General features: G+C 60.0%; 25 protein-coding genes. 15 read left to right on the top strand and 10 right to left on the bottom strand.

Annotated features, from left to right (window positions below; translation table 11 throughout):
* The 8 genes from CAG44_RS07755 to CAG44_RS07720 form a co-directional block, all read right to left on the bottom strand.
* Positions 1-495: a DUF3158 family protein gene (locus tag CAG44_RS07755; protein ID WP_085663792.1), complete on the bottom strand. Its 495-nt coding sequence runs from the start codon at positions 493-495 to the stop codon at positions 1-3.
* Entirely contained in the window at positions 492-1,244 is a 753-nt protein-coding gene (locus CAG44_RS07750; RefSeq protein WP_085663791.1) for a PFL_4669 family integrating conjugative element protein, read from the bottom strand. Before CAG44_RS07750 ends, CAG44_RS07755 begins: the two co-directional genes overlap by 4 nt.
* A gap of 151 nt (positions 1,245-1,395) precedes the next feature.
* Entirely contained in the window at positions 1,396-2,613 is a 1,218-nt protein-coding gene (locus CAG44_RS07745; protein ID WP_085663790.1) for an STY4528 family pathogenicity island replication protein, read from the bottom strand.
* Positions 2,607-3,158 (bottom strand): DUF2857 domain-containing protein, encoded by a 552-nt coding sequence (locus CAG44_RS07740; RefSeq protein ID WP_085663789.1) that lies wholly within the window; start codon positions 3,156-3,158, stop codon positions 2,607-2,609. Before CAG44_RS07740 ends, CAG44_RS07745 begins: the two co-directional genes overlap by 7 nt.
* 16 nt (positions 3,159-3,174) lie before the next feature.
* Positions 3,175-4,713 carry a ParB family protein gene (locus CAG44_RS07735; RefSeq protein WP_085663788.1) on the bottom strand — a complete coding sequence of 513 codons (1,539 nt, stop codon included), beginning with the start codon at positions 4,711-4,713 and terminating at the stop codon, positions 3,175-3,177.
* Between the two features lie 14 nt (positions 4,714-4,727).
* Complete coding sequence (locus CAG44_RS07730) at positions 4,728-5,606, bottom strand: ParA family protein (protein ID WP_085663787.1); 879 nt, start codon at positions 5,604-5,606, stop codon at positions 4,728-4,730.
* A gap of 3 nt (positions 5,607-5,609) precedes the next feature.
* Positions 5,610-5,825 carry an AlpA family transcriptional regulator gene (locus CAG44_RS07725; RefSeq protein WP_085663786.1) on the bottom strand — a complete coding sequence of 72 codons (216 nt, stop codon included), beginning with the start codon at positions 5,823-5,825 and terminating at the stop codon, positions 5,610-5,612.
* Positions 5,826-5,938: 113 nt separating this feature from the next.
* On the bottom strand, positions 5,939-6,676 hold the full coding sequence (locus CAG44_RS07720) for a hypothetical protein (RefSeq protein ID WP_085663785.1): 738 nt from the start codon (positions 6,674-6,676) through the stop codon (positions 5,939-5,941).
* A 468-nt stretch (positions 6,677-7,144) separates the two neighbouring features.
* Here CAG44_RS07720 and CAG44_RS07715 point away from each other — a divergent pair, with 468 nt between their 5' ends.
* The 5 genes from CAG44_RS07715 (at position 7,145) to CAG44_RS07695 (ending at position 11,434) form a co-directional block, all read left to right on the top strand.
* Positions 7,145-7,915 (top strand): SDR family oxidoreductase, encoded by a 771-nt coding sequence (locus tag CAG44_RS07715; protein WP_085663784.1) that lies wholly within the window; start codon positions 7,145-7,147, stop codon positions 7,913-7,915.
* A 101-nt stretch (positions 7,916-8,016) separates the two neighbouring features.
* On the top strand, positions 8,017-9,219 hold the full coding sequence (locus CAG44_RS07710; protein WP_085691872.1) for an acetyl-CoA C-acyltransferase: 1,203 nt from the start codon (positions 8,017-8,019) through the stop codon (positions 9,217-9,219).
* The gene (locus CAG44_RS07705) at positions 9,216-9,743 is read left to right on the top strand and encodes a MaoC family dehydratase N-terminal domain-containing protein (protein WP_085663782.1); all 528 of its coding nucleotides are present in this window, start codon (positions 9,216-9,218) and stop codon (positions 9,741-9,743) included. Before CAG44_RS07710 ends, CAG44_RS07705 begins: the two co-directional genes overlap by 4 nt.
* Positions 9,740-10,162, top strand: a complete 423-nt coding sequence (locus tag CAG44_RS07700; RefSeq protein ID WP_085663781.1) for a hypothetical protein — start codon at positions 9,740-9,742, stop codon at positions 10,160-10,162. The genes CAG44_RS07705 and CAG44_RS07700 overlap by 4 nt, the downstream gene beginning before the upstream one ends.
* Positions 10,163-10,234: 72 nt before the next feature.
* Entirely contained in the window at positions 10,235-11,434 is a 1,200-nt protein-coding gene (locus CAG44_RS07695; RefSeq protein WP_158091145.1) for an MFS transporter, read from the top strand.
* Positions 11,435-11,467: 33 nt separating this feature from the next.
* On the opposite strand, the gene CAG44_RS07690 is transcribed toward CAG44_RS07695, so the two are convergent.
* Together CAG44_RS07690 and CAG44_RS07685 are read right to left on the bottom strand one after the other, a co-directional pair.
* Positions 11,468-12,355, bottom strand: a complete 888-nt coding sequence (locus CAG44_RS07690) for an alpha/beta hydrolase (protein ID WP_256575229.1) — start codon at positions 12,353-12,355, stop codon at positions 11,468-11,470.
* A 73-nt stretch (positions 12,356-12,428) separates the two neighbouring features.
* A complete protein-coding gene (locus CAG44_RS07685) occupies positions 12,429-13,232 on the bottom strand; it encodes an SDR family oxidoreductase (RefSeq protein WP_085663778.1) in 804 nt (267 codons plus the stop codon).
* 207 nt (positions 13,233-13,439) lie between these two features.
* Here CAG44_RS07685 and CAG44_RS07680 point away from each other — a divergent pair, with 207 nt between their 5' ends.
* The 10 genes from CAG44_RS07680 (at position 13,440) to CAG44_RS07635 (ending at position 24,746) form a co-directional block, all read left to right on the top strand.
* The gene (locus CAG44_RS07680; RefSeq protein ID WP_085663777.1) at positions 13,440-14,552 is read left to right on the top strand and encodes a Rieske 2Fe-2S domain-containing protein; all 1,113 of its coding nucleotides are present in this window, start codon (positions 13,440-13,442) and stop codon (positions 14,550-14,552) included.
* Between the two features lie 56 nt (positions 14,553-14,608).
* Positions 14,609-15,811 carry an acyl-CoA dehydrogenase family protein gene (locus CAG44_RS07675; RefSeq protein ID WP_139832734.1) on the top strand — a complete coding sequence of 401 codons (1,203 nt, stop codon included), beginning with the start codon at positions 14,609-14,611 and terminating at the stop codon, positions 15,809-15,811.
* Between the two features lie 4 nt (positions 15,812-15,815).
* Complete coding sequence (locus CAG44_RS07670; RefSeq protein ID WP_085663775.1) at positions 15,816-17,537, top strand: FAD-dependent oxidoreductase; 1,722 nt, start codon at positions 15,816-15,818, stop codon at positions 17,535-17,537.
* On the top strand, positions 17,530-18,384 hold the full coding sequence (locus CAG44_RS07665; protein WP_085663774.1) for an SDR family NAD(P)-dependent oxidoreductase: 855 nt from the start codon (positions 17,530-17,532) through the stop codon (positions 18,382-18,384). Before CAG44_RS07670 ends, CAG44_RS07665 begins: the two co-directional genes overlap by 8 nt.
* Before the next feature lie 183 nt (positions 18,385-18,567).
* Entirely contained in the window at positions 18,568-19,305 is a 738-nt protein-coding gene (locus CAG44_RS07660; RefSeq protein WP_176240858.1) for an SDR family oxidoreductase, read from the top strand.
* 15 nt (positions 19,306-19,320) lie between these two features.
* Positions 19,321-20,352, top strand: a complete 1,032-nt coding sequence (locus tag CAG44_RS07655; protein WP_085663772.1) for a ferredoxin--NADP reductase — start codon at positions 19,321-19,323, stop codon at positions 20,350-20,352.
* Between the two features lie 53 nt (positions 20,353-20,405).
* Complete coding sequence (locus CAG44_RS07650) at positions 20,406-21,968, top strand: FadD3 family acyl-CoA ligase (RefSeq protein WP_256575228.1); 1,563 nt, start codon at positions 20,406-20,408, stop codon at positions 21,966-21,968.
* Between the two features lie 145 nt (positions 21,969-22,113).
* Positions 22,114-23,022, top strand: a complete 909-nt coding sequence (locus CAG44_RS07645) for a VOC family protein (RefSeq protein WP_085663770.1) — start codon at positions 22,114-22,116, stop codon at positions 23,020-23,022.
* Between the two features lie 8 nt (positions 23,023-23,030).
* The gene (locus CAG44_RS07640; RefSeq protein WP_085663917.1) at positions 23,031-23,906 is read left to right on the top strand and encodes a CoA transferase subunit A; all 876 of its coding nucleotides are present in this window, start codon (positions 23,031-23,033) and stop codon (positions 23,904-23,906) included.
* A 30-nt stretch (positions 23,907-23,936) separates the two neighbouring features.
* Positions 23,937-24,746, top strand: a complete 810-nt coding sequence (locus tag CAG44_RS07635; protein WP_085663769.1) for a CoA-transferase subunit beta — start codon at positions 23,937-23,939, stop codon at positions 24,744-24,746.
* The last annotated feature ends 12 nt before the right edge of the window (positions 24,747-24,758 follow it).

The raw sequence follows: 24,758 nt of genomic DNA, 5'->3' as shown, positions 1-24,758 counted from the left end.
TTACTCCTCGGTGGGGGAACGGGTTAGGGCAAGCTCGGCGGTCTCGAGCTTGCTGGCACCGGTGATGGCTTGGCGATACAGCGACTGCAGGCTGCTCATCTGCAGGTTCAGCACCACACGGTTGGTCTCCAGCTGATACAACGCCTGCCGCAGCTCAGGGTGCAGCCGCGGCTGAACCACCGTCTCCTGCCACACCTGCACGCCCATGCACAGAAAATCCGGGCTGCGCCAGCGTAGGAAATCGGTGCCCGTCGCGCTGTGCTGGACGACCAGGCGCAGGTCCAGCGACGAGAAGGGTGGCTGGGCCATTATCGCCAGCATCACCGCCATCAACTCGGCGACCTGGGTGCGCAGGCGCAGGATCGTCTCGGCGAACTGCTGCAGCTCCCCCTTACCCTTAAAAGGCTTTAAAAGGCCTTTTAGGGAGGCACCCTGTGCGAAGTCGCGATAGGCATCGGCTGACAAACGCCGCGCAATGGCCTCGGCCAGGGTCATGGCTCACCTCCGTCGTTCGGAGTGTCCGCAGGATGCTCCTCGGTTCCCGGCGGATTCGGGCCTTCGATCTCGGAGGGCGCGTTGCTGCGGCTGATCGGAGGAGCGAACTGGGAGCGGCGTGTGCCTTCGAGAATGTCCTGCGGCAGGATGCCGAACTTGTCGATGGCTTCGCGTGCACGGGCATTGTTGGCGGCCATGTCGTCCCGACTCACCCCGGCCAGGCGGTAGCGCTGCGCCAGGCCGAACAGACTGCGCAGTAGATGAGCGCCGCCATCGATCCAGGATTCCATGTCGCCCCGGCCGATCAGCGCCGTGTGGTGGGCGAGCAGCACCCGCCGGACCAGGGTGTCGTAGTCGGTGAGCAGGTAGATTGCGAGAAAGCCCAACTGGCTGCCGATGAACAGCGGCAGGGTCACGGGGTGGATGTTGAGGTTGTCGCCGACATCGACTTGCGTGGGCAGTGCCCGTTCAACTCGACTCATTTGCTGCGTCAGCGTGGCCATGTCGAGCCTGGCCTGTAGCAGCTTTTCCTCCAGCTGCAGCATGAACCAGTCTGCGTATGGATCGCCTTGGCTGCTGGCGTGCTTGAGCAGGTTGGTGACGCTGATGTAACCGGGCATACCCAGGATCGGGTGCACGCCGTCGCGGCCGCTGCGCCCTTGCCACAGCCGTGCCGCATGGTGAGTGTGCAGGGTGAGGGTGATGCTGCTGCGCAGGGAGCCCAGGTTGAGTTGGTAGTGATCGACCATCGCCAGTACCTCGCCGTCGGAATGACGCCGACGATGGGCCGATCCTTGGCCGGCGACGCGAATCATCGCGAAGGTGGTGCGGTCACATTTCCGGAACGGTGGACGTTGCTGGAATCAATGGCATCGGCATTATGTCCACCGAGTTCCAGCCCTATGTAGCCGCAGTGATCCCGCGGCAACGTTGTTTCAGTTGCTCCAGACAGGAGAGGGCAAGTGGCGACGCGGTGCGTTGACCTCCGCGCTTCGGTCGTTCGCGGGGCGGTTCCTCTGACGCTGGCTTGGCTGGGCGTGAAGCAGGGGTTGAGGATTTTTCTTGCTCGGTACGCGCGGCCCACAGGGTGAATTCGCCCTGGCAGGCACGCTTGATCAAGCCCATCAGATAGGCGACGGGTTTTCGAATCTCACCGCGGGCGCAACGCACCGCTGCTTCATTGATCACCGCTTGTTGCTGTTCCGGCTCGAGCTGACGCATCGCCTGGGAGGCCATGCGCCGCTCGTTCGGGTTCAGCGGTAAATCCTCGGGCCATCGCGCTCGACCAAACTCCACCTGCCCCAGTACCGTACTTTTTTTGCTTTGGTCTTTCTGTACAGTACGGCCAGCGTCGGCATTCCGAACTACAGCCAAATCCGCTGCATTGCCGCAGGGTTTGGGATCTGTTGCGCCAGCCGGAGAATTCCGAACGAGGTTGTGTGCGCCAGGTTCGGAATTCTCTGTATCTGCTTCATCGCTCATCAGCGGCAGCGTTTGCTGGTGGACCGGCGGCAGCGAGTCGAGCCTGTCCTTGTCGAGCTGGGACACCTGGGGGTCGGCCTGGATCTCGGCGATCACATGCTGCGCCACGTCCCGGACGCCTTTGGTGGCATGGGAGAGGTTCTGCTGCAGCAGCGCCGCGTAGCCGCTGTCCAGTTCCAACTGCTCGGCCGCGGTCAACGGATCGCCGTGCAGCACATAAACGCAACCACGCACGCAGCCGTTGGTATCGCGTGAGCGCTCCACCAGACTGAGCCAGCGAGTGGTGCGCAAGACGTTGAGTGCGCGGGCGATGGTTTCGCGCGAAGCCTGAGCGCCGCAGGGACTGGTGGCCAGGTAGGGCTGCAGGTCCTGGTAGCGTGGCGTCTTGACCTTACGTTCGGTGATCAGCCAGCGCAGCACCTGCCAGGTGTTACGTTCCAGTGGCGTCAGGCGGCGATCCAGCAGCAAGGTCTGCGGCAGCGGGTTGTTGTCGCCGTAGTAGATCGTTCGTACCGCGGGCTCCTCGGTGGAGACAGCGAGTTTGCCTTGCGCTGCGTACCACTCATTTCGCCGCCGAAGCGCGTCGTAGCACTGGCGCACCACGTCCTGCCAGTCGACCTCGTAAAAGCTCAGCATGGAGTGCCTCCGTACAGTTCGACCTGTTGCCAGACAAGGGTCAGGCTGATCTGTTGTTCCTCGGCCAGCATCATCATCGTGTCCAACGGATCGTTGTCCGGATCCTCCGTGCGCAACTGGCTCCAGCGATTCCACACGGCATGCTCCTGCGCTTCACTCAGCTGGACCGGCCGACCGCGGTGCGTCTCGATCTTCAGCACACGGCGGCGCAGCGCGGTTTCAGAGTGGTCCAGGCCGAAGCAGCGGTACATGATGTTGGAGCTCGCGCCTAATTTGAGCGCCCGGTTGATCAACCGCTCGTTCTGTTCGTCGCGCTCGGCCTGGACGATCAGACGGCGCAACACGGTGATATCGACCTTCACTTCTACCCAGGCAATCGACGAATGCGCCAGGTGAGACAAGGTAGTCGGCGGCAGCGACTGCAGCACCTCGATGTCCTCGTCGGCCAGGCCCAGGGCCTTGCAGCGCTGCAGACGGCCATGGCGCAGCTCATGCAGCACCTGGTTCAACATGGCATGGTTCAACAGATTGAAAGTCGTGCTCATGAGGTGGCTCCTCACGTTATCGAGTGGACGACAGCGTCAGTTCGATCAACTGCCGGGCATGGCGGATCAGCGAGAACAATTGCTCCAGCTGGGCATCAGGAAGTCGTTCCAGGCCCACCGTCAGGGCTGGTCGGTCGGTGAAGGGCAGGTCGTAGACGCCGATCAGCAGCTGACCAAACAGGGCTGCCGGCAACTGCTGACGTTCTTTCCAGGTCACGTCGTCCTGCAGGCGCAGCAGGGCAGAAAGCAGCAGTTGGATACCGGTGTGCCGTGAGCTAAGTCGCTCGCCATGCCCCAGTGAAAGCGTGAAGCCGAGGTCATCTGCGAGCGCATTGACCATGTCGCCATCGTCTGCATAAACGGCAAGCTCGGCGGCCAAAGACGCGCAGCTTGCGCGCAAGGCGCTGATCTTTTCCAGTGATGCTGCGCCTGATGGCTCCGTCACGATCGACGTCGGAACTTCCTCGACCTCTGCCAAAAGCTTCTCCGGTAATGGCTCGTCCCCCATCGCTTGGCGAATATCGGGCAGGCATGGTGCTTGCTGCGCCGAGAGGCCTGCATCAGCTTTTGTCGGCTCGGGATTGGGTACCGCAGTCGGCGCTTCGGGCGGATGCACAGATGAAGGCGAGGGCTTTGCAAGCTCACCCGCTGAAGGGGCCGGAGGGGTATGAGTGCTGTTGGCTAGGGGCAGCGAAGGGCGTTGTTCCTGGTGCAGCTCCAGAGCCAACAGACGAGGTGTCTGCTCCAAGGACACGGACATCCTGGCAATGAGTTCATCCTGTAGCTCACTCGAATCCAGTTCCGGCTTTTCACCGTCGAACGCTGACAGAACTTCGAACCACAACAGCGGGAACTGCTCGGAAGCACCGAAATACCGATTCCAAATCGACTCCGCTCGCCGTCGCAAACTGATGAGGCGCGCAATGGCGGATTTGCCCAGGCCCGCGTACAGCATCTGCGGGATGGCAGGGAGCAGGTGCTCGAGCGCGTCGAACATGCGGCTGATGTGTGATTGCGAGATGGGATAGCCACCCGCACTCAAGCGCGTCGCGAGCTCGCGTTGGGTGAGGTAGGTGTCCGAGTACTGGAACATGTCCTGGAGCTTCGCCACGGCCAGAGCCCGCTCGATAAACGTCAACTGGCCATGCAAGTCACTTTCGGCCAGGTGCCCGAGCAAGACATGTGACTCTGACTGCCAAGGTCTGAACAGGCAATGGATCCGGAAGAAGCGCTCTTCGCGCGTTTCCTGCCACAGCTCACCGAGGATGCTCAGACGGGTGTTTCCGCCGTTGCGGATGATGAAGTGCGGCTCATCGGGACGCCGGGTGATCGCAGGTGGCTGATCCAGGCCACGCTCGCGGATTGAGGCTTTGATGTCGTCATACAGCGGGTTGCGCACCACACGCGGGTTGAGCTCGTAGGGCCGGAGTTGCTCGAGAGTGACCACCATCGGTGTATCGCCAACGGTAGCCATGGCGGGGGCGCGGTCGTTTTTCTGCGGAAAGTGCGCCTGTTGCAACTGACGCGTGATGTCTTCGGAGGTTGGTGGCTTCATCACTCATACTCCAATCAGACGCGACGGAGCAGTTGTTGCCCAGCGTCAGTCATAATGCCGGGCGCACGCGCGGCGAGAGCATCGATCTGCTGGGCCCATTGCGGGAATAGCTCGATGGCCAGGCCGCGCATGACCTCTGCGGCGCAAGGACTGCGGCTCCCGGACGGTGGAGTCATTTCCACTCGGTGCACGGGGAGGCCGAGCGAGGCGGCATTGGGATAGGCCACTCGGTCGGGGATCACCGTGCTGCAGACGCTGACATGCGGATCGGCCTGAAAAGAGGCCTGTAGGCTCCGCATGATCAAGCGCGTATCGCGGCGGTTGGCATTGACCTGGTTGAGCAGCAACTTTACCGATGGCAAGTCCACGCCGAGGTAGCGGTAGGGTTCCAGCTCTTCGAACAGACCCAGCGTACCCCTTCGCAGCTCTCGTGCGGCGAGCATTTCCGGCGGGACCGGGCACAGCGCGCAAGAGGAGGCGAGGATGACCATCTCGACGACCACACTGCGTGCGCCTTGGGTGTCGATGATCAGCACATCGTAATGCTCCTCGAAGGCGGGTAGCAGGTTGCGCAGGCGCAGACGGCCATCGGCCGCGTGCAGCAGCAGGGTGCTGATGTACCCGGCGCGGTCGTTGGAGACGATCAAATCCAGGTGCTGAATAACAGTGGCAGAGATCATCTGATCAGGCGCCGTGAGCCGCTGCGCGATAAGTTCGTAGGTACCGGCCTCACGTGCCTCGCTCATGGTGTAGTAGCTGGACAGCGTCGGTTGGCTGTCCAGGTCCAGTAGCAGAACGCGAATGCCGGCATCGGCGAGCACGCCGCCGAGGTTGGCGGCGACGGTAGTCTTGCCCGCGCCGCCCTTGGTCGAGATCAGCGAGAGGACTTCCATGAGTTAGCCCCCCAAGGACAGTCGGTCCTGGACCCACTGTTCGATCTCCAGTGAATCCCATCCGACGGCACGGGTGCCGATACGCCGACATTGCGGAAACTGACCGGCCTTCATCAGGTTGTAGATGTGCGAGCGTTTGAAGCCGGTTTTCTGCTCCACTTCGTCGCGGCGCATGATGTGGCGGTCGGCTGGCAGAGGGGCAGGGCTGGTCGGTTGCATGATGTCACTCCTTAGCGCCGGGTGGCGCGTGGTGGGAAGTGACAGTCAGTGAAGATCGAAAGAGGGTGAAAAACATTGTCAGGCAATGCCGGGTATTGCCTGACAATGCGGCGTTAGCCCCGTTTCGCCTGGGCTATAACTCGGCGCGCCTCGGCAAATCGCCGATCAATGGTACTTTTACTCAGACCCTCCACACCGGGAAAGCGCAGCAGAATAGCGTGGACCAACGCTGCCTGGCTGGAATAGATCGACTGTTGCTTGCCGTTTTGGTTTTTTCCGAGCGTGGTCTCGAGCATGGCGCCGATCAATGTGCTGTGCACGGCTTCAGATGTCTCGGAAGGAATGCCAAGCGACTCGAGTCGCGTTTTCAGCTTGTCGTTGAGCGTAGAAAGGGAGGCCATTTCACCGGCAGTGACAGCATAGCTTTTCTGCAACTGCTCAAGCGTACTCAGGGCATAGTCGAGCTCGGCTTGCTTGGCTAGATGCGCATTCAGGCTGACGCATCCAGAGTGATCAGCATTCTGGGAAAACAAAAAGGCGGGCTTTTGATCGGGAAAGCTCCGCATAAACCAGAGCAGGAGGTCGACGCGCAGAATGGAATAATAACCTCGGTGAACGTGACTCTCCGCAGTGATCGGCTGGCCGAGGTAGGTCGCTGGCAATTCGCCGCTGAGTATGGCGTCGTAGAGACACTCGACGTGGTCGTGCAAGCTTGGCCATTGCGGGAAATGCCTTCGCAAGCTCCCCGGCTGGGAGAGGTCTACTTGGAGAATCTCGTCCTTGTGGTCGGAGAGGTCACACCACAGAATCGCGGCGTCGATGGGGTGGTAGGAGCTTCTTATTGAGATCATGGCACACAGCCTCCTGCTGCGTTCATCCTGGAAGCGCTGGCGTGGGCTGTGATCTGGCCCCTGCCGAGCGAGCCTGATTTAAATGGATCGTTATTAGTATCCTTTGGAGATGACCAGCAACCATTGGATATGTTCAGCACCGTGGCTGTAAACGCGACAGGTTTCGACGCCTGAAAAAATGCATTAATAAGGTCTGTAATAAGGGTATTAAAGCTACCGGAGGGTAAGGAATTTCGAGAGATCACTGAGAGACTACAGAAAGCTTGTCGCGTCAATTACGCTCTTTAGTTCGATAACAGGCTCGGATAACCTGTGGTTTATACGACATACTGCCCGGAAGCTCAGAGCAAGCCTGAAACAGTTCGCCCTGATCTGAACTCTCGCTCGTATCGATCTGGTCCTTTCGGACTACGACATGACAGACCGAGACCGATAGCATCGGCGCATACCTTCTAGGAGCACAGGGAAATGGTAAAGCGAGATGCGGACCGTATTATCTTGATCACTGGCGGGACCAAAGGCATAGGATTTGGTATTGCTGAGACATTTCTAGAGACGGGCGCAAAGGTCATCGTCTGTGGTCGACAGTCTACGCAGCTGCTGCCAAGCGCGGGCGATAATGTTGCGGACTTCGTGCCGGCCGACATCCGCGAGGCCTCCGATATTGAAAAGCTGTTCGGGTATGTCCGGGACCGCTATGGAAAACTGGACGTACTTATCAACAACGCCGGGGGAACTCCGTTCTCGCTGGCGGCCAATGGCTCGGCTCGCTACCATGCATCGCTGATTGACCTCAACCTGACGGCCCCTCTGATCATGGCTATTCATGCCAATGCGCTTATGCAGGAGCAGCCCGAGGGTGGCGTCATTCTCTTCATCGGCAGTGTAGGCGCCTACTCGGCACGGCCGGGTAGCGCCACTTATGCGGCGGCCAAGGCCGGGGTTCTCAGCCTGACCAAGTCTCTGGCAGTTGAATGGGCACCCAAGGTCCGTGTGGTAAGCGTCAGCCCAGGGTTGGTGAAGACCGAGCAGTCACATCTGCACTATGGCGATGAAGACGGAATTGCAGCGGTCAGCGCCACCGTTCCATTGGCCAGGATGGCCACACCTCAGGACATCGGAGACGCCTGCCTATTCATGGCTTCAGGGCGGGCCGGATACGTCAGTGGGGTAGACCTGCTAGTGCATGGTGGGGGGGAATCCCCGGCCTTTCTTAACGCAGCCTCTACCAACAAATAAGTCCCCGGTTGCCTCTGCCGGTTTTGCATAGTCCTGATGGACGATGAGTTCTATCACTCGACGGCCGAGCATCAAGCGCAACCATTGTGTAGGAATTCAACATGTCCAGACCTGTCATTGTATCCGTTGCCCGTACCCCCATCGGGAAGGCCTTCCGAGGGGCATTTAACGACACCGAGGCGCCGCTGCTGGGTGGCGTGGTGGTCAAGGCGGTGGTAGAGCGCGGGCAGGTTGACCCAGCCGACGTCGAAGACGTGGTCATGGGCGCTGCGGCTCAGCAGGGTACTCAGGGCTATAACTTAGGGCGTCTGTGTACTTACACAGGTGGCTTGCCGAATTCGGTAGCGGGCATGGCCCTGGACCGTATGTGTGCGTCTGGGCTGATGAGTATCGCTGCAGTTGGCAACAGCATCGCTAATAGTGAGTTAGGCATCGCGATTGCGGGTGGCGTCGAGTCTATTTCATTGACGCAGAACAAACACAAGAACAGTTACCGAGCGCAATCGAAGGCGGTGCTGGAGGCAGCGCCAGCTGCCTATATCCAGATGATTGAAACTGCCGAAGTCGTCGCGCGTAAGTACGACATCAGTCGCGCTCGACAAGACGAGTTCTCCTGGCAAAGCCAGCAGAACACCGCTGCCGCACAGCGTGATGGCCTGTTCGATGATGAGATGGTCTTTGTCCAGACCTCCAAACAGCTCTTTGACAAAGAAGGCACTCCGATTGGACATGAGCAAGTCACCCTTCAGCAGGACGAGTGCAACCGTCCGGATACCTCACTGGAAAGCCTGTCCAAGTTGAAACCGGTATGGAAGGGCGGGGAGTGGGCTGGCCCAGGTGAACACATCACCGCGGGTAATGCCTCGCAGCTTTCCGACGGTGCAGCGGCGTGCTTGATGATGAGCGAGACCGAAGCCAAGCGCCGTGGTCTGCGGCCGCTCGGTGCATTCGTCGGCTCTGCTGTAGCTGGCTGCAGTCCCGAGGAGATGGGTATCGGGCCTGTTTATGCGATCCCCAAACTGCTGCGCAGGCACGCGCTGGATATCAAAGACATTGGGCTGTGGGAAATCAACGAAGCGTTTGCCTGCCAAGTCATTCATTGCGCCGATCAGTTGGCAATCCCTGCTGATCGTCTCAATGTCAATGGCGGTGCCATCGCCATCGGCCATCCGTTTGGCATGAGTGGTACGCGCATGGTTGCCCATGCGTTGATCGAGGGCCGCCGTCGTGGTGTCAAATACGTCGTTGTGGCGATGTGCATTGGTGGCGGTATGGGCGCCGCAGGCTTGTTCGAAGTGTTATGAGCGAGCTAGCTAACGCGGAAACCTGGCTGGCACGCATCCGCGAGCGGCTGGATGTACCCTATGCCCTGGTGCTGGCCTGCGACCCGGTTAACGCCACGATGATCCGCCACTGGTGCGAAGCCCATGGAATTACCGATCCGCGCTACTGGGCCGGGGATTTGGCGCAGGACGGGCGATTGCGGGCGCCGGCGAGCATGTTGCAGGTCTGGCTGCAGCCTGGGCCAAGCGGCTGGCGGCCCGAAGGCTCGGCCTCCACTGACGCCTGCGAAGTAATTGAATGGTTCGCCAAGGCTGGCTTTACCGGGCTGGTCGGAGTTGGCGTGGAACAAACCTTCCATCGGCCCCTGATTGAGGGCGAGCAGTTGTACTCGATTAGCACACTTACCTATTTGAGTGAGTTGAAGACAACCGGGCTTGGCGTGGGTTATTTTTTTACCGTGCGCCAGGATGTCTACTGCGCGCAGGAACTGGTTGCGCAGGTTAGTTTCCGCCAGCTGTGCTACAGGCCAAAGGTACAGGGATGAGCGACACGACTGCAGTACACTTTGAGGACCTGCGACCTGGCCAGCAGCTGCCAACGCTGGAAGTCGCGGTCAGCACTGGCAGCATCGTCGCCGGTGCTATCGCTACCCGTGACTTTCATCCAATTCATCACGATCTGGACCGGGTCAGGTGCGAAGGGCATGCCGGATTGTTTCTAAACATCTTCAGCAGCAATGCCTATATCGAGCGCTGGGTGAGGAGCTGGTCAGGCCCCACTGGAGGCATTGGTCATATGGACATTCGCTTGGGGGGGCCATGCTATGCCGGGCAGACGCTGCGAATTGCCGGCAGTGTGACCGAGGTGCATCGCGGGCCACCTGGTTGCGTGCACGTAGAGGTGAGCATGACATGCGATGCAACCCGCCATGCTCACGGTAGCTTGAATTTTTACTGGCATTGAATGGCACTGCGACAAGCGGTCGAACGTGTGCGTCGCCCGCGCTTCCACAACAACAATCAAGAGGAAGATGGCATGAGCGACAACGTCCACGTGGCCGACGCTGCGCACAACTCGCTTCGAAAGGCTGCCGTGGTGGTGGCAGGGCCGGCATTGGTCGCGCTGATCCCCATGGCAGCTGCCCCAGCACTACCTGATATGGCCCAGTACTTCAGTGACTCCGGGGACGGCGCGCTGTTGGCCCAATTGGTGATGACCGTACCGGCAATCACCGTTATCGTCGCTGCCCCGCTAATGGGTTACCTGGCTGAGCGGATCGGCCGGCGGGTGACCCTGCTGGTATCGCTGTTGCTGTTTGCCCTCTCCGGAAGTTGCACTGCATCGTTCAGCGATCCTTTCTGGATCATCGCCGCACGCCTGCTGCTGGGCGTTGCTGGAGGCGGTTTGCTAACAGTGTCATTTGCCCTAGCCGGGGACTTCCAGGGTAACAGCCGTGAACGCGTTCTAGGATTCGCAGGTGCGGGCGCGGCGCTGATGGCGATTGTGGCGATGATCGCTGGGGGTTATCTGGTTGACCTGCTAGGCTGGCGCGGGCCATTTACGCTATACCTGCTGTCGATACCGGTATTGTTGCTCGGTTGGGGTATAACCACAGTGCGCAACAGCTCCACCCTCAGCCAGGAAAAGCTGCAATTATCCTCACTGTGGCCGCTTTACCTATTGACCATCCTGTTCTCTATCGGGCTGTTCATGCCCGGTATTCAAGGGCCGTTTCTGCTAGAAGCGGATGGTGTACACAGCGCCACAGCAAGAGGCATGATTCTCTCGGCATATTCCTTAATGGCTGCGGTAGCTGCCGGCTGCTACGGCAGTTTGCGCCGACACATGGCACCAAACTATGTATTGATATTGACCAGCCTGGCCTTGGGCGGCGGATGCATAATGATGGCCCTTGCCCAGAGCACTGCTGGCCTAGTGCTGGGTTGTGTGATCACTGGGATTGGTGCGGGCCTGGTCGAACCAATCACGGTGTCACTGGTGTTGGCCAAGGCGCCTGTAACGATGCGTGGACGTGCTGTTGGCCTGCTGCTCAGTGCGGTGTTCCTTGGCCAGTTCCTCAACCCCCTAGCTGTGGGGCCGCTGCGCAGCTCATACGATATTCACGGAGCGTTTTATGCGGTGGGCGCCACATTCATCATGCTGGCGGTATTGGTCATGGCCGTTGGCCGACGCGCTGTGGCTGCTCACGAAATTCCTACGGGCAGTAACCCCTAAGTCGATGCCCTGGCTGTCCAGGGCATCCACTTTTCAGGCCTGGTTGAACGCCTTACGCAGCGCTTTCGCTGCGACCGTTACCGCCTGGTCTGCTGCCGGGATCAGGCCAAGCATGCTCATGAACCCATGGATCTGGCCGCCCCAGCGGTGCAACCGGGTGGGCACGCCGGCATTGGACAAACGCTTGGCATAGGCTTCGCCTTCGTCGCAGAGCGGGTCGTATTCTGCAGTGATGACGGTTGCCGGTGGCAGCCCGGCGAGGTCATCGGCACGCAGCACGGAAGCGCGCGGATCATGCACATGGGTGGCGTCGGGCAGGTACTGACGCCAGTACCAACGCATCATCTCCAGGGTCAGAAAATAGTCCTGACCATAGCGCTGGTAGCTGGCCGTATCGAAGCGGCAATCGGTCACTGGGTAGAGCAGCAACTGGTGACACAGCTCCATACCGCCCCTTGCCATTATCAACTGAGCGGCGGCTGCCGCCAGATTGCCGCCAGCACTGTCGCCAGCAATGGCTATGCGTTCAGGGTCACCGCCGATCTGTTCGGCGTGCTGCTCAAGCCAGCCGAGGGCTGCCATTACGTCGTCGAGGGCACCGGGAAACTTGGTTTCCGGAGCAAGTCGGTAATCCACCGAAACAATCAGGCTCTCGGCGCGATTGGCCAGACAACGACACAGATTGTCATGCATCGCGGGCGAACCGAAAACAAAACCCCCACCATGCAAGTATAAGGTTACCGGCAGTAGCGAGGCGGTGGACTTGGGGTAGTACAGGCGCAACCACAAAGACTCTCCATTGCCGTCAATGTGCATGTCAACTAATCGATCAACTTCGTCGCCAGCGGCGAACGGGGAGTTGCTTTGGGGGACTGCCGCCAGTGCGGCGCGCACTTCAGCGCCGTCGAGGCTGTAGTCCATTGCCGGCATCATAGCCAGTAAATCCAGGGCAGCACGTGCGTTTGGGTCCAGAGGCATAATGTTGATCTCGTTTTCAGAGGGCTGAAGTGCCCGGGGTATCGATCATTCGCTCAAGGCGTCGTTGCGCAGCCGCGCGGGCTTCTGCGTGGGTGAAGATCCAGAAATGCCCGGCTTGGGCGCCTGCGAGAATCAGCTCGGCAGCCTCGTCAGGTGGCATAGCGTGGCTGATCAACGTGCGCAGGTGCGTGTTCAACTCGTTGCCGTGAGTTGAGTGAGCGGGCAATTCGCTGGCAATGTCTGTGCTGATTGCGCCAGGGCAGGCAACCGAAACCCGGATCGGATTCCCCAACGCCTGCATTTCGGCGTGCAAGCATTCGCTCAACGCGACGACGCCGTGCTTGGAAACGGTATAAGGCGCAACCCACGGGCCGCAGGTGACCCCGGCCAGCGAAGCGATATTGATGATATGGGCGCCGCCTGGTTGTTCGAGCATGCGCGGTACGAATGCCTGGGTTGCGTGAATTACGCCCCACAGATTTACACCTAGGACCCGCTGCCAAGCGTCATTGCCATGTTCCCAGCTGGCGCCGGTGTCCAGCACACCCGCATTGTTGAACAGCAAGTCGACTCGGCCGAAGTGTGAATAGGTGCGGCTGGCCAGCGCCTGCACGGATTCGGTACTGGAGACGTCGGTGACGAAGAGATCTACACAGGCATTCATGCTCTGCAGCAGTCCGCCTAGGGCATGTAAGGTATCCGCGTCGATGTCGGCCAGTACCAGGCGATAGCCACGCCTGGCCAATGCAAGCGCAAGGCTTCTGCCTAGACCTTTGCCAGCGCCTGTTACCACCGCGACTGAATCATTCTCAATGTGCATTTTTTCTCCTGTGGCAAGGTTTCGTTCTACCTCCGTCAAGCGCGATCGGCATCGTCTGCACGGACTAACGGCGAGCTCGTCCAAATGGGGTATGTGCGATGCCTCAGCGGCACCTAATGTGGCGGCTATTGCAAGCAGCGCAAGTGGGCGAGCCACGTTATCGAGGGCTATGCACTGACCGCTACGACAAGCACTGAGGAGAGAGAGATGGCACTGGGACACAAGATCGAGGCACAAGCGATCCCGGAACGTTACGCCAGGGGCTGGCACTGTCTGGGCCTTGCCAACGATTATAAAGATGGCAAACCGCACAAGCTGGAAGTCTTCGGCACAAAGCTGGTGGCTTTTTGTGGCGAGGATGGCAACGTACATATCCTCGATGCCTATTGCATCCACATGGGCGCCGACCTGAGCATGGGCGAGGTCAAGGGCAACGCGGTGGTGTGTCCATTCCATCACTGGAGCTGGAGCGCGGATGGCAAGTGTACCGACATCCCCTACTGCAAGCGCATCCCGCCACGGGCCAAGACTCGTACCTGGCCGACCTGCGAGCAGAATCAACTGTTGTTCGTCTACAACGACCCAGAGGGTAACCCGCCACCGGCGGAGGTGGAAATTCCTCGGATTGACGCCTGCTTCAGCGGCGAGTGGACAGACTGGACGGTCAAGTACTGGTTGTTCAACACCAACTGCCGCGAGCTGGTCGACAACCTAGCCGACGAAGGCCACTTCGACGCGGTGCATCATGCGCCCAATGAATACTTCGCCAACATCTTCGAGAGCCACAAGGCTACCCAAATCACTATCGGCGGCAGTGCAACCCTGACCGAAGGCGGCTTGCGGACCTACAACACTTATTTTGGGCCGGCGTACCACATTACCCATATGGTGGCCGAGCAGGGCGGCAAGACCATCGAGTCGATCCTGCTCAACTCGCACATTCCGCGCGATCTGAACAGCTTTCACCAACGCTTTGGCGTGATCGTCAAGCGCCTACCCGATCTGTCCGACGCTGAGAATGATGCGCTGGCTCAGGCCTATTGCCAGGCCGTATTCGACGCATTCGCCCAGGACCAAGTGATCTGGGACAACAAGATCCGCATCGATAACCCGATGCTGTGTGAGAACGACGGCCCCATCTACCAGCTGCGCAAGTGGTATGCGCAGTTCTACGTGGATGTAGCGGATGTGGCTGGCGACGTACATGTGCCCAAGGTGTTCGAAACCGTAAAGAAGGTGGCTACGCCTGCGCTGCATCACGTGTTCGAGGATGACCGTTGCATCGAGCAGCCCGCAGCCAAGGCCGGGCAGGCGCTCTGAATTTACACAAGTCAGCGCGAGTAATGGCTCGTTACATCTTTAGAGAGAGAATTAGCATGTCTATCCAGACCGCAACCACCGCCGGCACGCCTACCGAGTACGAACTGGTGCAGCGCGCACGTGAGATGGTTCCGACGCTCCTCGAGCGCGCTGCGCAGGCCGAGCAGGATGGCAAGGTGCCTGAGCAGACCATTGCCCAGATGCAGGCCGCCGGCTTCTTTCGGGTTTTGCAGCCCAAGCGGTTCGGCGGCTACCAAATGTCACCGGCAACCTTCTACCGCATTCAGATGACCCTGGCCGAGGGCTGCATGTCCACCGCGTGGGTATACGGCGTTCTCGGCGTGCATCCTTGGCAATTGGCCCTGTTCGACGAGCAGGCGCAGCAGGATGTCTGGGGGCAGGACACCTCGACCCTGGTAGGTTCGACGTACATGCCAGTCGGCAAGGTGACACGCGTTGAAGGTGGCTACCGTCTGAGCGGACGCTGGAGTTTTTCCAGCGGTTGCGATCATGTGCGCTGGCTATTCCTGGGAGGCATGGTACCGGCCCTCGAAGACGGCGGTGCAGCCGAATATAGAACGTTCATGCTGCCAGCCGGCGATTACCGAATTGAACGCAACTGGGACACCTTCGGCTTACGTGGCACTGGCAGCCATGACATTGTGGTAGAGGACGTGTTCGTTGCCGAGCACCGTACACATAGAACCCGTGATGACTCGCCAGCGGCCCGACCAGGCCTGGCCATCAACGATGCGCCATTGTACAGGCTGCCCTTTGCCCAGGTATTCGTCCGCGCCGTTTCCTCTTCCTGCATCGGTGGGCTGCAAGGCGCATTGAATGCGTTTCGCAGCAGTGCGGCCGTGCAGGTCAGCCGTAACTTCCTCGGCGCTACGGCCAACGACCCCTCCGCGCAACTGGTGGCGAGCGAAGCCGCATCTGCGCTGGACCAGCTGAAAACCACCTTGTACCGCAACTTCGAGGCCATGATGCAGGCGGCAGAGCGCGGTGAGCCTGCACCTTTGGAAGACCGCCTGCTGTATCGCTTCCAGTCTTCGCAGGTGCCCGAGGTCTGTGCTCATCATGTCAGCCGTCTGCTCAAGGCCTGTGGCGGCTCTGGGATCTACCGCCAGCATGCGGTGGTGAGGTTCTTCCTCGATATCCATGCAGGTCGTGCCCACGTGGCGAACTATGCCGATCCGGTAGGCCGCAATTTCGGAGGTGTGCTGTGCGGGTTGGACAACAAAGATACGACGGTTTGATGCCATGAGCGCAGAGCAGACACAACTCAGCGACACACAGCATAGCTACGATGTCGTCGTGGTCGGGTCGGGGGCAGGCGCTCTGCTGGCGGCCGTACGCGCTCACGATCTGGGCTTGAAGGTTCTGGTGATCGAAAAGACCGCGCAGGTTGGCGGTACCTCGGCAGTCAGCGGTGGCGGGATCTGGATCCCCAACAACGACCACATCAAGCCCAGCGGCGGTCAGGATTCGTTCGAAGAAGCATATGCTTATCTGCAAGCGGCCGCGCAAGGTCAGGTCTCTGAAGAGCGGGTGTGCGCCTATATCGAGCAGGCCCCCCAAATGCTGCGTTATGCCGAAAGCCGCACCCATGTGCGGTATCGGCCAGTGCCCAATTATGCGGATTACTACCAAAGCTTGCCGGGGGCCAAATTAGGTTACCGCACCCTTGACCCATTGCCGTTTGATGGTCGCCGCCTAGGCGGCTGGCTGCAGAAGTTACGCGAGACGTCACCGACTATGCTGGTCATGGGGCGGATGGGCATGACCACATTCGAGGCGATGACGCTGTTGGCGCGGATGCCTGGATGGAAGAAGCTGGCGTTGAAGATGGGCTGTCGCTACTGGCTGGACCTGCCTGGTCGGCTGATCGGTAAACGCGACCGCCGCTTGACCATGGGCAACGCTCTGGTCGGCTCGTTGCTGTGCTCGCTGCGTGAACGCAACATTGCCACCTGGCTTGATACCGCCCTGACCGGGCTGCGCCACGAGGGTGGTCGGGTCACCGGCATCGATGTCATGCGCGACGGACAACCCTGCGTGATCAGCGCCCGGCGCGGAGTTATCCTCGCCGCTGGTGGCTTCGAGCGAAACCAGCAGATGCGTGAGCAGTACCTGCCCAAGCCAACCCGCAGTGAATGGACCGCCGCCCCGCCGTGCAATACCGGCGATGCTATCCGCGCCGGCCAGCAACTGGGGGCGGCAGTAGATCTTATGCAGCACGCGTGGTGGACGCCGACAGTGCATGTACCTGGGGAAGAAAAGCAGCGTGGGATTTTTTCCGAGCGCGCGCTGCCTGGATGCATCGTGGTCAACCGCCTGGGGCGACGCTTCGCCAACGAGGCGCAGGACTATCTCGACTTTGTGCTCGCCATGTATGAAGACCATGCCAGCACCCAGGCAAATCTGCCGGCTTGGATGATTTTCGACGCGACCTTCCGCCACAAGTACAACGCCGGCCCGCTCGTATCTGGCTCGGTCATGCCTGATCGGTTGCTGCCTGCCGAATGGCTGGGGAAGGTCTTCCATCGTGCGCCGACCCTGACAGCGCTTGCGCAATGCATCGGGATCGATGCCACCGGTCTGGCCGACAGTGTCGAGCGCATCAACCGCTATGCCGCCAGCGGCACCGATGCTGACTTCGGCAAAGGCGGGAACCAGTACGACTTATTCTACGGCGACCCCAGCGTCAAGCCCAATGCCTGCCTGGGCCCGCTGCTCAAACCACCCTTTTATGCGCTGAAGCTGGATGCAGGCGAGATCGGCACCAAAGGCGGCCTCCTGACTGATGCTCAGGCTCGTGTGCTAGATGGCCAGGGGCAGGTAATTGCCGGCCTGTACGCCACGGGTAATACCAGCGCTTCGGTTACCGGGCCGTCCTATCCCGGTGCAGGCGCCACATTGGGCCCGGCGATGACCTTTGGCTTCATTGCCGCTAATCACCTTGCGGGAGAGCACCATGCTTGAAGGAAAGATTTGCCTGGTTACGGGCGCCAGTCGCGGCGTTGGCCGCGGCATCGCTTTAGCGCTGGGCGCCGCCGGGGCAACTGTGTATGTCACCGGACGCAGCACGAAGGAAGGTGATGCACCGCTGCCTGGGACCGTTTATCAAACTGCAGCGGATGTAAGCGCGGCAGGCGGGCAGGGCATCGCGGTGGTATGCGATCACGGTGACGATGGTCAGGTCAAAACCTTGTTTGAACAGATTGAACGCGAGCAAGGGCATTTGGATATTCTGGTCAATTGCGCGATCTGCATCCCTGTTGAACTCACCGATATCGCGCCGTTCTGGGAAAAGCCTTTGAGCATGACCGAGCTGTTCGGTGTTGGCATGCGCTCGGTCTACGTGGCGTGTCACCACGCGGCACCCTTGCTGCTCAAATGCCAAGGACAGATCGTCAATATTTCTTCGGCAGGTGGCCGCTGTTACATGCACGGCCCCGCCTACGGAGCCGCCAAGGCGGCTACCGACAAGATGTCCCACGACATGGCGCATGATCTACGCCCGTTCCAGGTCGGTGTGATTGCCTTGTGGCCAGGGCTGGTCAAGACCGAGCGAACCCTTGCCGTGTGCGCTGATGAACCGGAGAAGTACGGTGACTGGTTGGCCATGGGTGAAACGCCACAATTTCTTGGCAAGGTGGTGGCTGCGCTGTACCACGACGAGCAGCGCATGAGCCGTTCCGGCCAGGTCTTCTATGCCGCCGAGCTTGCCATCGAGTACGGCATACAGGACGAAGGCGGTGTCCAGCCGCCGTCGCACCGTGAGTTTCTCGGCCCGCCCCCAGTGTTCTCGGAAGCGGTGGTTGAATGAGCCAATGCTTTTGTTCCCCCATGCTCACCCTCGAGCGTTTTTAGCCCCTTGATTGGGGCTTTTTTTCAACCTTTTTTCGGCGTGCCCCGTTAGTCCTATTGGACGATGAGATCAGGGCGCTACCTATCGACAATCACTGCAGTGCTGAAATCAAAATAAAAGGGCCCTCAATTGAATACAGCTATGCAGGGAAAAGTGGTGATTATCACCGGAGCCGCTGGTGGCGTAGGCTTGGCGACTGCTACCACGCTGATCAACCGAGGCGCCCGGGTGGTGATCGCCGATGTTGATGAGGGCAAGGGCCGCGAGGCTGCCTACTCATTGGGCGAGACCGCGCTCTACGTGCCGTTGGATGTCGCCAATGCCGGTGATTGGCAGGCGGTCATGGAGCACACTCGTCGCCAGTTCGGCGCCGTCGACGCAGTGATCAACAATGCGGCGGTGTTCCCTGTCGAGGATATTGAACAAACCACCCTGCACGCGTGGCGAAAAACCCTGTCGGTGAATGCTGATGGGGTCTTTCTAGGCTGTAAATATGCCATCAATTCCATGAAGGAGCGCGGCGGTGCAATCGTTAACATTGCCTCAACTGCGGCCGTAGCCGGTCATCCCGGCATGTGTGCCTACTCGGCTTCCAAAGGCGCGGTCTGTGCCCTGACCCGCAATGTCGCGGCCCACTGCCTGAAAAGAGGCTACCGGATTCGCTGTAACACCATCATCCCTGGCGGCGTCCGTACGGCCATGACCGAAAAGATCTGGAAGGGCCAGGATGCGCTCAGCTTCGAGCACAACCCGAGCTCGCCATTTTGCGAACCTGAGGATGTAGCAGCGCTTGCAGCGTTCCTGGTTTCAGACGAGGCGCAGTACATCAATGGCAGTGAGTTGCGTGTCGATAACGCATTTCTCGTAGCCCTTGGCTGAGCGGAGAGCAAACCCATGAGCGGGCCGATCTATCACACCTTGAAGGTTGCACAGGTGATCGACGAAACAGCCGACGCCAAGTCGCTGGTATTTGCCATACCAGCGGTACTGGCGGATGCCTTTCGCTACAAACCTGGCCAATTTCTGACGCTGCGCCTGCCGATCGGCGATGGTTTTCTGCCACGTTGCTATTCGCTGGCCAGCTCGCCGGTGGCCGACCGCGAGCTGAAGGTAACAATAAAGCGCGTGCGGGACGGGCGAGGCTCTAACTGGGTATGCGACAACATTACAGCGGGCGCCCAACTGCAGGTCATGGCACCGGCCGGTGTGTTCACTCCCAAGTCACTCGATGGTGATTTTCTGCTGTTTGGCGGTGGCAGCGGTATCACCCCGGTGTTGTCGATCCTGCGCACGGTCCTCGCGTCAGGTACTGGCAACGTGTGCCTTGTCTACGCCAACCGAGATGAAGGCTCGATCATTTTTCGCGAGGCACTGAAGGCACTAGCTACGCAACACCCCTCTAGGCTGCAGGTCATCCATTGGCTCGACTCGGTACAGGGCATACCGTCAGTAGCGCAACTTAGGGCGTTGGCGCGCCCGTGGCAGCATGCCAACTGCTTTATCTGCGGGCCAGGACCGTTCATGGACGCCTCGGTCGAGGCGCTCAAGGGTCTCGACATCCACCCCGCACAGATCCACGTCGAGCGCTTCGTATCTTTGCCGGAGGAAGGCTCTGAAGTGATGCCGATTCTGGCCAGCTCAGAGAGCCGCGAGGTAGTACTACAGGTGACGCTGGACGGGCAGACCCACGAGGTCCGCGGCAGCAACCAAGAGACCGTGCTTGATGCCATGTTGCGCGCAGGCATCGAGGCGCCTTACTCGTGCAGGGCGGGGGCGTGCGCCACCTGCATGTGTACCGTGCAAAAAGGCGCGGTGAGCTTGCAGGTCAATGACGTGCTCGATGCCCATGAGCTTGAGCAAGGGTGGACCTTAGCGTGCCAGGCAGTGCCTGACAGCGATCACATCGTTTTACGCTTTCCGGACTGAACGGTACGTAATCTCATCCATTCGAGGCATGGAGAACCATGGAGTCTACAAAATTGACCATTCCCGCCATGCTGGCACGCTCGGTTGCACAGTATGGCGACCACACTGCCATCCTGGAACAGGATCAGGCAGTCAGTTATTCGCAGTTGCAACACAGTGCACTGCAGATAACCGCTGGCTTGATCAGCCTCGGCGTGCAGGCAGGGGATCGCGTCGCGATCTGGGCGCCCAATGGCAGCGAGTGGATCATCGCGGCGCTGGGCATTCACTGTGCGGGCGCGGTGTTGGTGCCGGTCAATACGCGCATGAAAGGCAGCGAGGCCGGCTATGTACTGGCTAGCAGTGGGGCGCGGGTGCTGTTCTGTGTGGGGCAGTTTCTGGGCATTCATTATCCTGACCTGCTCAGTGGCAACCGACCCGAGAGCCTGGCTCACATCGTCGTGATTGGGAATGCCCGTGCCGATGAGCTGAGCTGGGATGCTTTCATCGCACAAGGCCGTGCAGCCGACCCACAAGGCGAGCAGGCGCAGGCCCGTACCGATGCGGTCCACGGCGAAATGCCCAGTGACCTGATGTTTACTTCCGGTACGACCGGCAACCCGAAGGGGGTGCTGGCGGGGCACGCTCAGAATCTGCGGGCGATTGGCGGCTGGGCGGAGGCAATGGAGTTGTGTGCTGACGACCGTTATCTAATCGTCAATCCGTTCTTCCATGCGATGGGCTACAAGGCGGGTTGGCTGGCTGCGCTGATGTCCGGCGCGACCATTATTCCGCTGCAAATTTTCGACAGTGCAGTCATCCTGCAAACTATTGAGCGCGTGCGGATAAGCGTTCTGCCGGGCCCTCCTACCGTGTTCCATGGACTGTTGGCCGACCCGGGTTTGCGCAAAACGGATCTGTCCAGCCTGCGCGCCTCGATCACAGGGTCTACCACCATTCCGCCCAGTCTGATTCAGCGTATGCGTGATGAACTGGGCTTTAAGGTGGTGCTGACCGGCTATGGGCTGACCGAATCCTGTGGCTTCGCCACCCTGACCGATCGCTACGATGATCCTGAGCGGGTGGCCAACACATGTGGCAGGGCCATGCCAGGGGTAGAGCTAAAAATCGTTGATGAATCGGGCGAACCAGCCGCTGTGGGGGTAGCGGGCGAGTTGCTGATACGAGGCTATAACGTCATGCAGGGGTACTTCGGCGATCCACAGGCAACTGCCGAGGTCATCGATGAGCATGGCTGGCTACGCACAGGGGACATTGGCCTTATAGATGCCGCCGGTTACCTGCGTATCACCGACCGGCTCAAGGATATGTATATCGCCGGTGGCTTCAATTGTTACCCGGCGGAAATCGAACGGCTGATAGCCGCGCATCCTGGGGTGGCTCAGGTCGCTGTGGTAGGGGTTGCCGACGAGCGCATGGGCGAGGTGGGACGTGCCTTCATCGTGTTGCGGCCAGGGGCCCAGCTTGGAGCGGAGGAACTGGTCAGTTGGTGTCGCGCAACCATGGCCAACTACAAAGTCCCTCGCTATATCGACTTCGTCCAGAGCTTGCCGGTGAACCCGGGCGGCAAAGTGCTCAAGCGCGAACTCAAAGCGGTAGCAATACCTACAGTGTGACACCGAGGAGTCGGGCGCAGCCCTTACCAGGGCTCGCGCCGCGCCCATGAAACAGCCTTGAACCGATAGTCTCATTGGACGATGTTCAACCTGATCATGCTGTACAGAATGGCCCTCAGAGAATCGAACACACTGAGAGGCACTCATGATCGATATAAGAGGGCTGGCCTACGTAGTTGCCGAATCAACCGACATCCCCCGTTGGAAGCGCTACGCAGAAAAGGTAATCGGGTGCATGACCGCGCCGACTGAGGCTGGCGGTCTGTACCTCAAGTTCGATGAGCGCCCGCACCGCTATGTCGTTATTCCCGGTGAGAAAGACTGCTACTTCGCGTCCGGCTGGGAAGTGGCTGACCAACAGGCTTTCGATCAGGCCTTCAGTGAACTGCAACAGGCAGGTGTCAGCCCTCAGTTGGCGTCCCCAGCGGAGCTGGTTTCGCGGCGTTTCAGCGGCATGGCCTGGTTCCTTGATCCGTCCGGCAATCGTCATGAAGTTGTCTGGGGCCTGAAGTCGGACTTCGCTCCATTTGACTCCCCCGTGGGCGTGCCGCGGTTTATCACCGGTTCGATGGGCCTGGGCCATACGGTGTTGCCTGCGCCCAACTTCGACGCCACCTGGGGCTTTTTCCGGGATGTCATGGGCTTTGGCCTTTCGGATATCTACAACCACCAGGCCGGCCCGGACGCTCCGGTCCAGCGGCTGCATTTCACCCACTGCAACAACGGTCGTCAGCACAGCCTTGCACTGTTCGAAGCGCAGGCGCCGTCAGGCTGCATCCATGTCATGGCCGAAGTCGATTCGATGACCGAAGTCGGCCGGGCCCTGGACCGCTGCAAGGCCGAAGGTTTCAAGCTGTTGGCCAGCCTTGGTCAGCATGTCAATGACGAGATGGTGTCGTTCTACATGGAGACCCCGGGCGGCTTTGCCATGGAGTACGGCCATGGCGGCCTGGTCGTGGACTGGAGCCAGCATTCGGTGTTCGAGGCGACGTCAATCAGCTACTGGGGTCATGACTGGAGTCTCGGTCTGGCTACCGCCCACCTGGATAAATGAGGATGAGCATGAACAAACAACTCAGCGCCAAGGATGTCATTGCCAATCTGCGCGATGGCATGACCATCGGCATTGGCGGTTGGGGGCCGCGCCGCAAACCCATGGCGATCGTTCGCGAGCTGCTTCGTTCAGACCTCAAGGATTTGACCATAGTCAGTTACGGAGGCCCGGAAGTCGGCATGCTCTGTGCGGCGGGCAAGGTCAGGAAGTTGATCTTCGGCTTCGTCACACTGGATGCAATCCCGCTCGAACCCCATTTTCGCAAAGCCCGCGAGGCTGGCGCGCTGGAGGTCATGGAGCTGGATGAAGGCATGTTCGAATGGGGCTTGCGCGCTGCCGGCATGCGCATGTCGTTTCTACCCACCCGCTGTGGCCTGGGCACCGATGTGCTGACTCGCAACCCGCAACTGCGCACAGTCCGTTCGCCTTACGACGACGGTGAGGTATACGTCGCCATGCCGGCGTTGCACCTTGACGTAGCGTTACTCCACGTAAACGAGTCGGATCGGCTCGGCAACACCTTGATCAAGGGCGCCGACCCTTTGTTTGACCATCTGTTCGCCCGTGCTGCCAAGCACTGTTACGTGAGCACCGAGGTGCTGCATGACTGCTTCGGCCTGCCAGGCGAAACGGCTCGACTGAATTTTTTCGAACGCTATTTGGTGACCGGTGTGGTGCACGCACCTTATGGCGCGCACCCGACCTACAGTGGCCCCGACTACGGCTGGGACCTGGAGCATTTGAAGCGCTATTGCGCCAGTGCCACCCAGGCCGATGGCTGGCAAGAGTACGCCGCTGAATTCATCCAATGCGACGAGGCTCAGTACCTGGAGCGAGTCGGCGGTGCCGCGCGCATCGGGCAACTGCCGCTGCCGGTGTTCTAGCGTCCCCGATCAAAGCCAAGGAATACGCTCATGACTCAAGTTGCTACCCGTGCCAGCGAGTACACGCTGGCCGAATTGATGATCGTCGCCTGCAGCGAAGCATGGCGCGGCAACGGCGAAATCCTCGCCTCGGGCATCGGCGTGCTGCCCCGGTTGGGTGCAAGCCTTGCCAAACTGACTCACTCGCCTGAATTGCTGATGACCGACAGCGAGTGTTTTCTGGTCGAAGAACCGATCCCGTTAGGCCCGCGTGGTGATTACACACCTCGCTACAGCGGCTACATGTCGTTTGACCGGGTCTTCGAGTGCGTCTGGGGCGGCCGTCGCCACGCCATGATTGGCCCAACCCAGATCGACCGTTTTGGTCAGACCAACCTGTCGCTGGTCGGCGACTACCAGCAGCCGCGCACGGCAGTGCTTGGCGTGCGTGGTCTTCCAGGTAACAGCATCAACCACGCCAACTCGCTGTTCGTTCCGAACCATGGGCCACGGGTATTCGTCGGTGGTGAGGTCGATATGGTCTCCGGCGCGGGCTACAACCCTGAACGTCTGCCAGAAGGCGCTAACAACGATTTCGTCGATTTGCGGCGGATCGTCACCGATCTGTGCGTGATGGATTTCGCCGGGCCTGATCGCAGCATTCGGGTCATCTCGCTGCACCCAGGCGTGAGCTTCGAACAGGTGCAGGCGGCTACAGGCTTCCCGTTGCAGCAGGCCCAGGTTGTCGAGCAGACACCAGCGCCTACGGCAGAACAGCTGGCAATCATCGCTCGCATGGATCCGCATGGCCTGCGTGCCGGTGTGATCAAAAACAATCCACCCGGCAACCGCCAGGGTTGATCGCTGCGTTTA

It is taken from the genome of Pseudomonas sp. B13(2017) (genome assembly GCF_002113245.1).
In the GTDB taxonomy this organism is placed as follows: Bacteria; Pseudomonadota; Gammaproteobacteria; order Pseudomonadales; family Pseudomonadaceae; genus Aquipseudomonas; species Aquipseudomonas putida_Z.
This window is presented reverse-complemented; position numbering and strand designations above follow the sequence as displayed.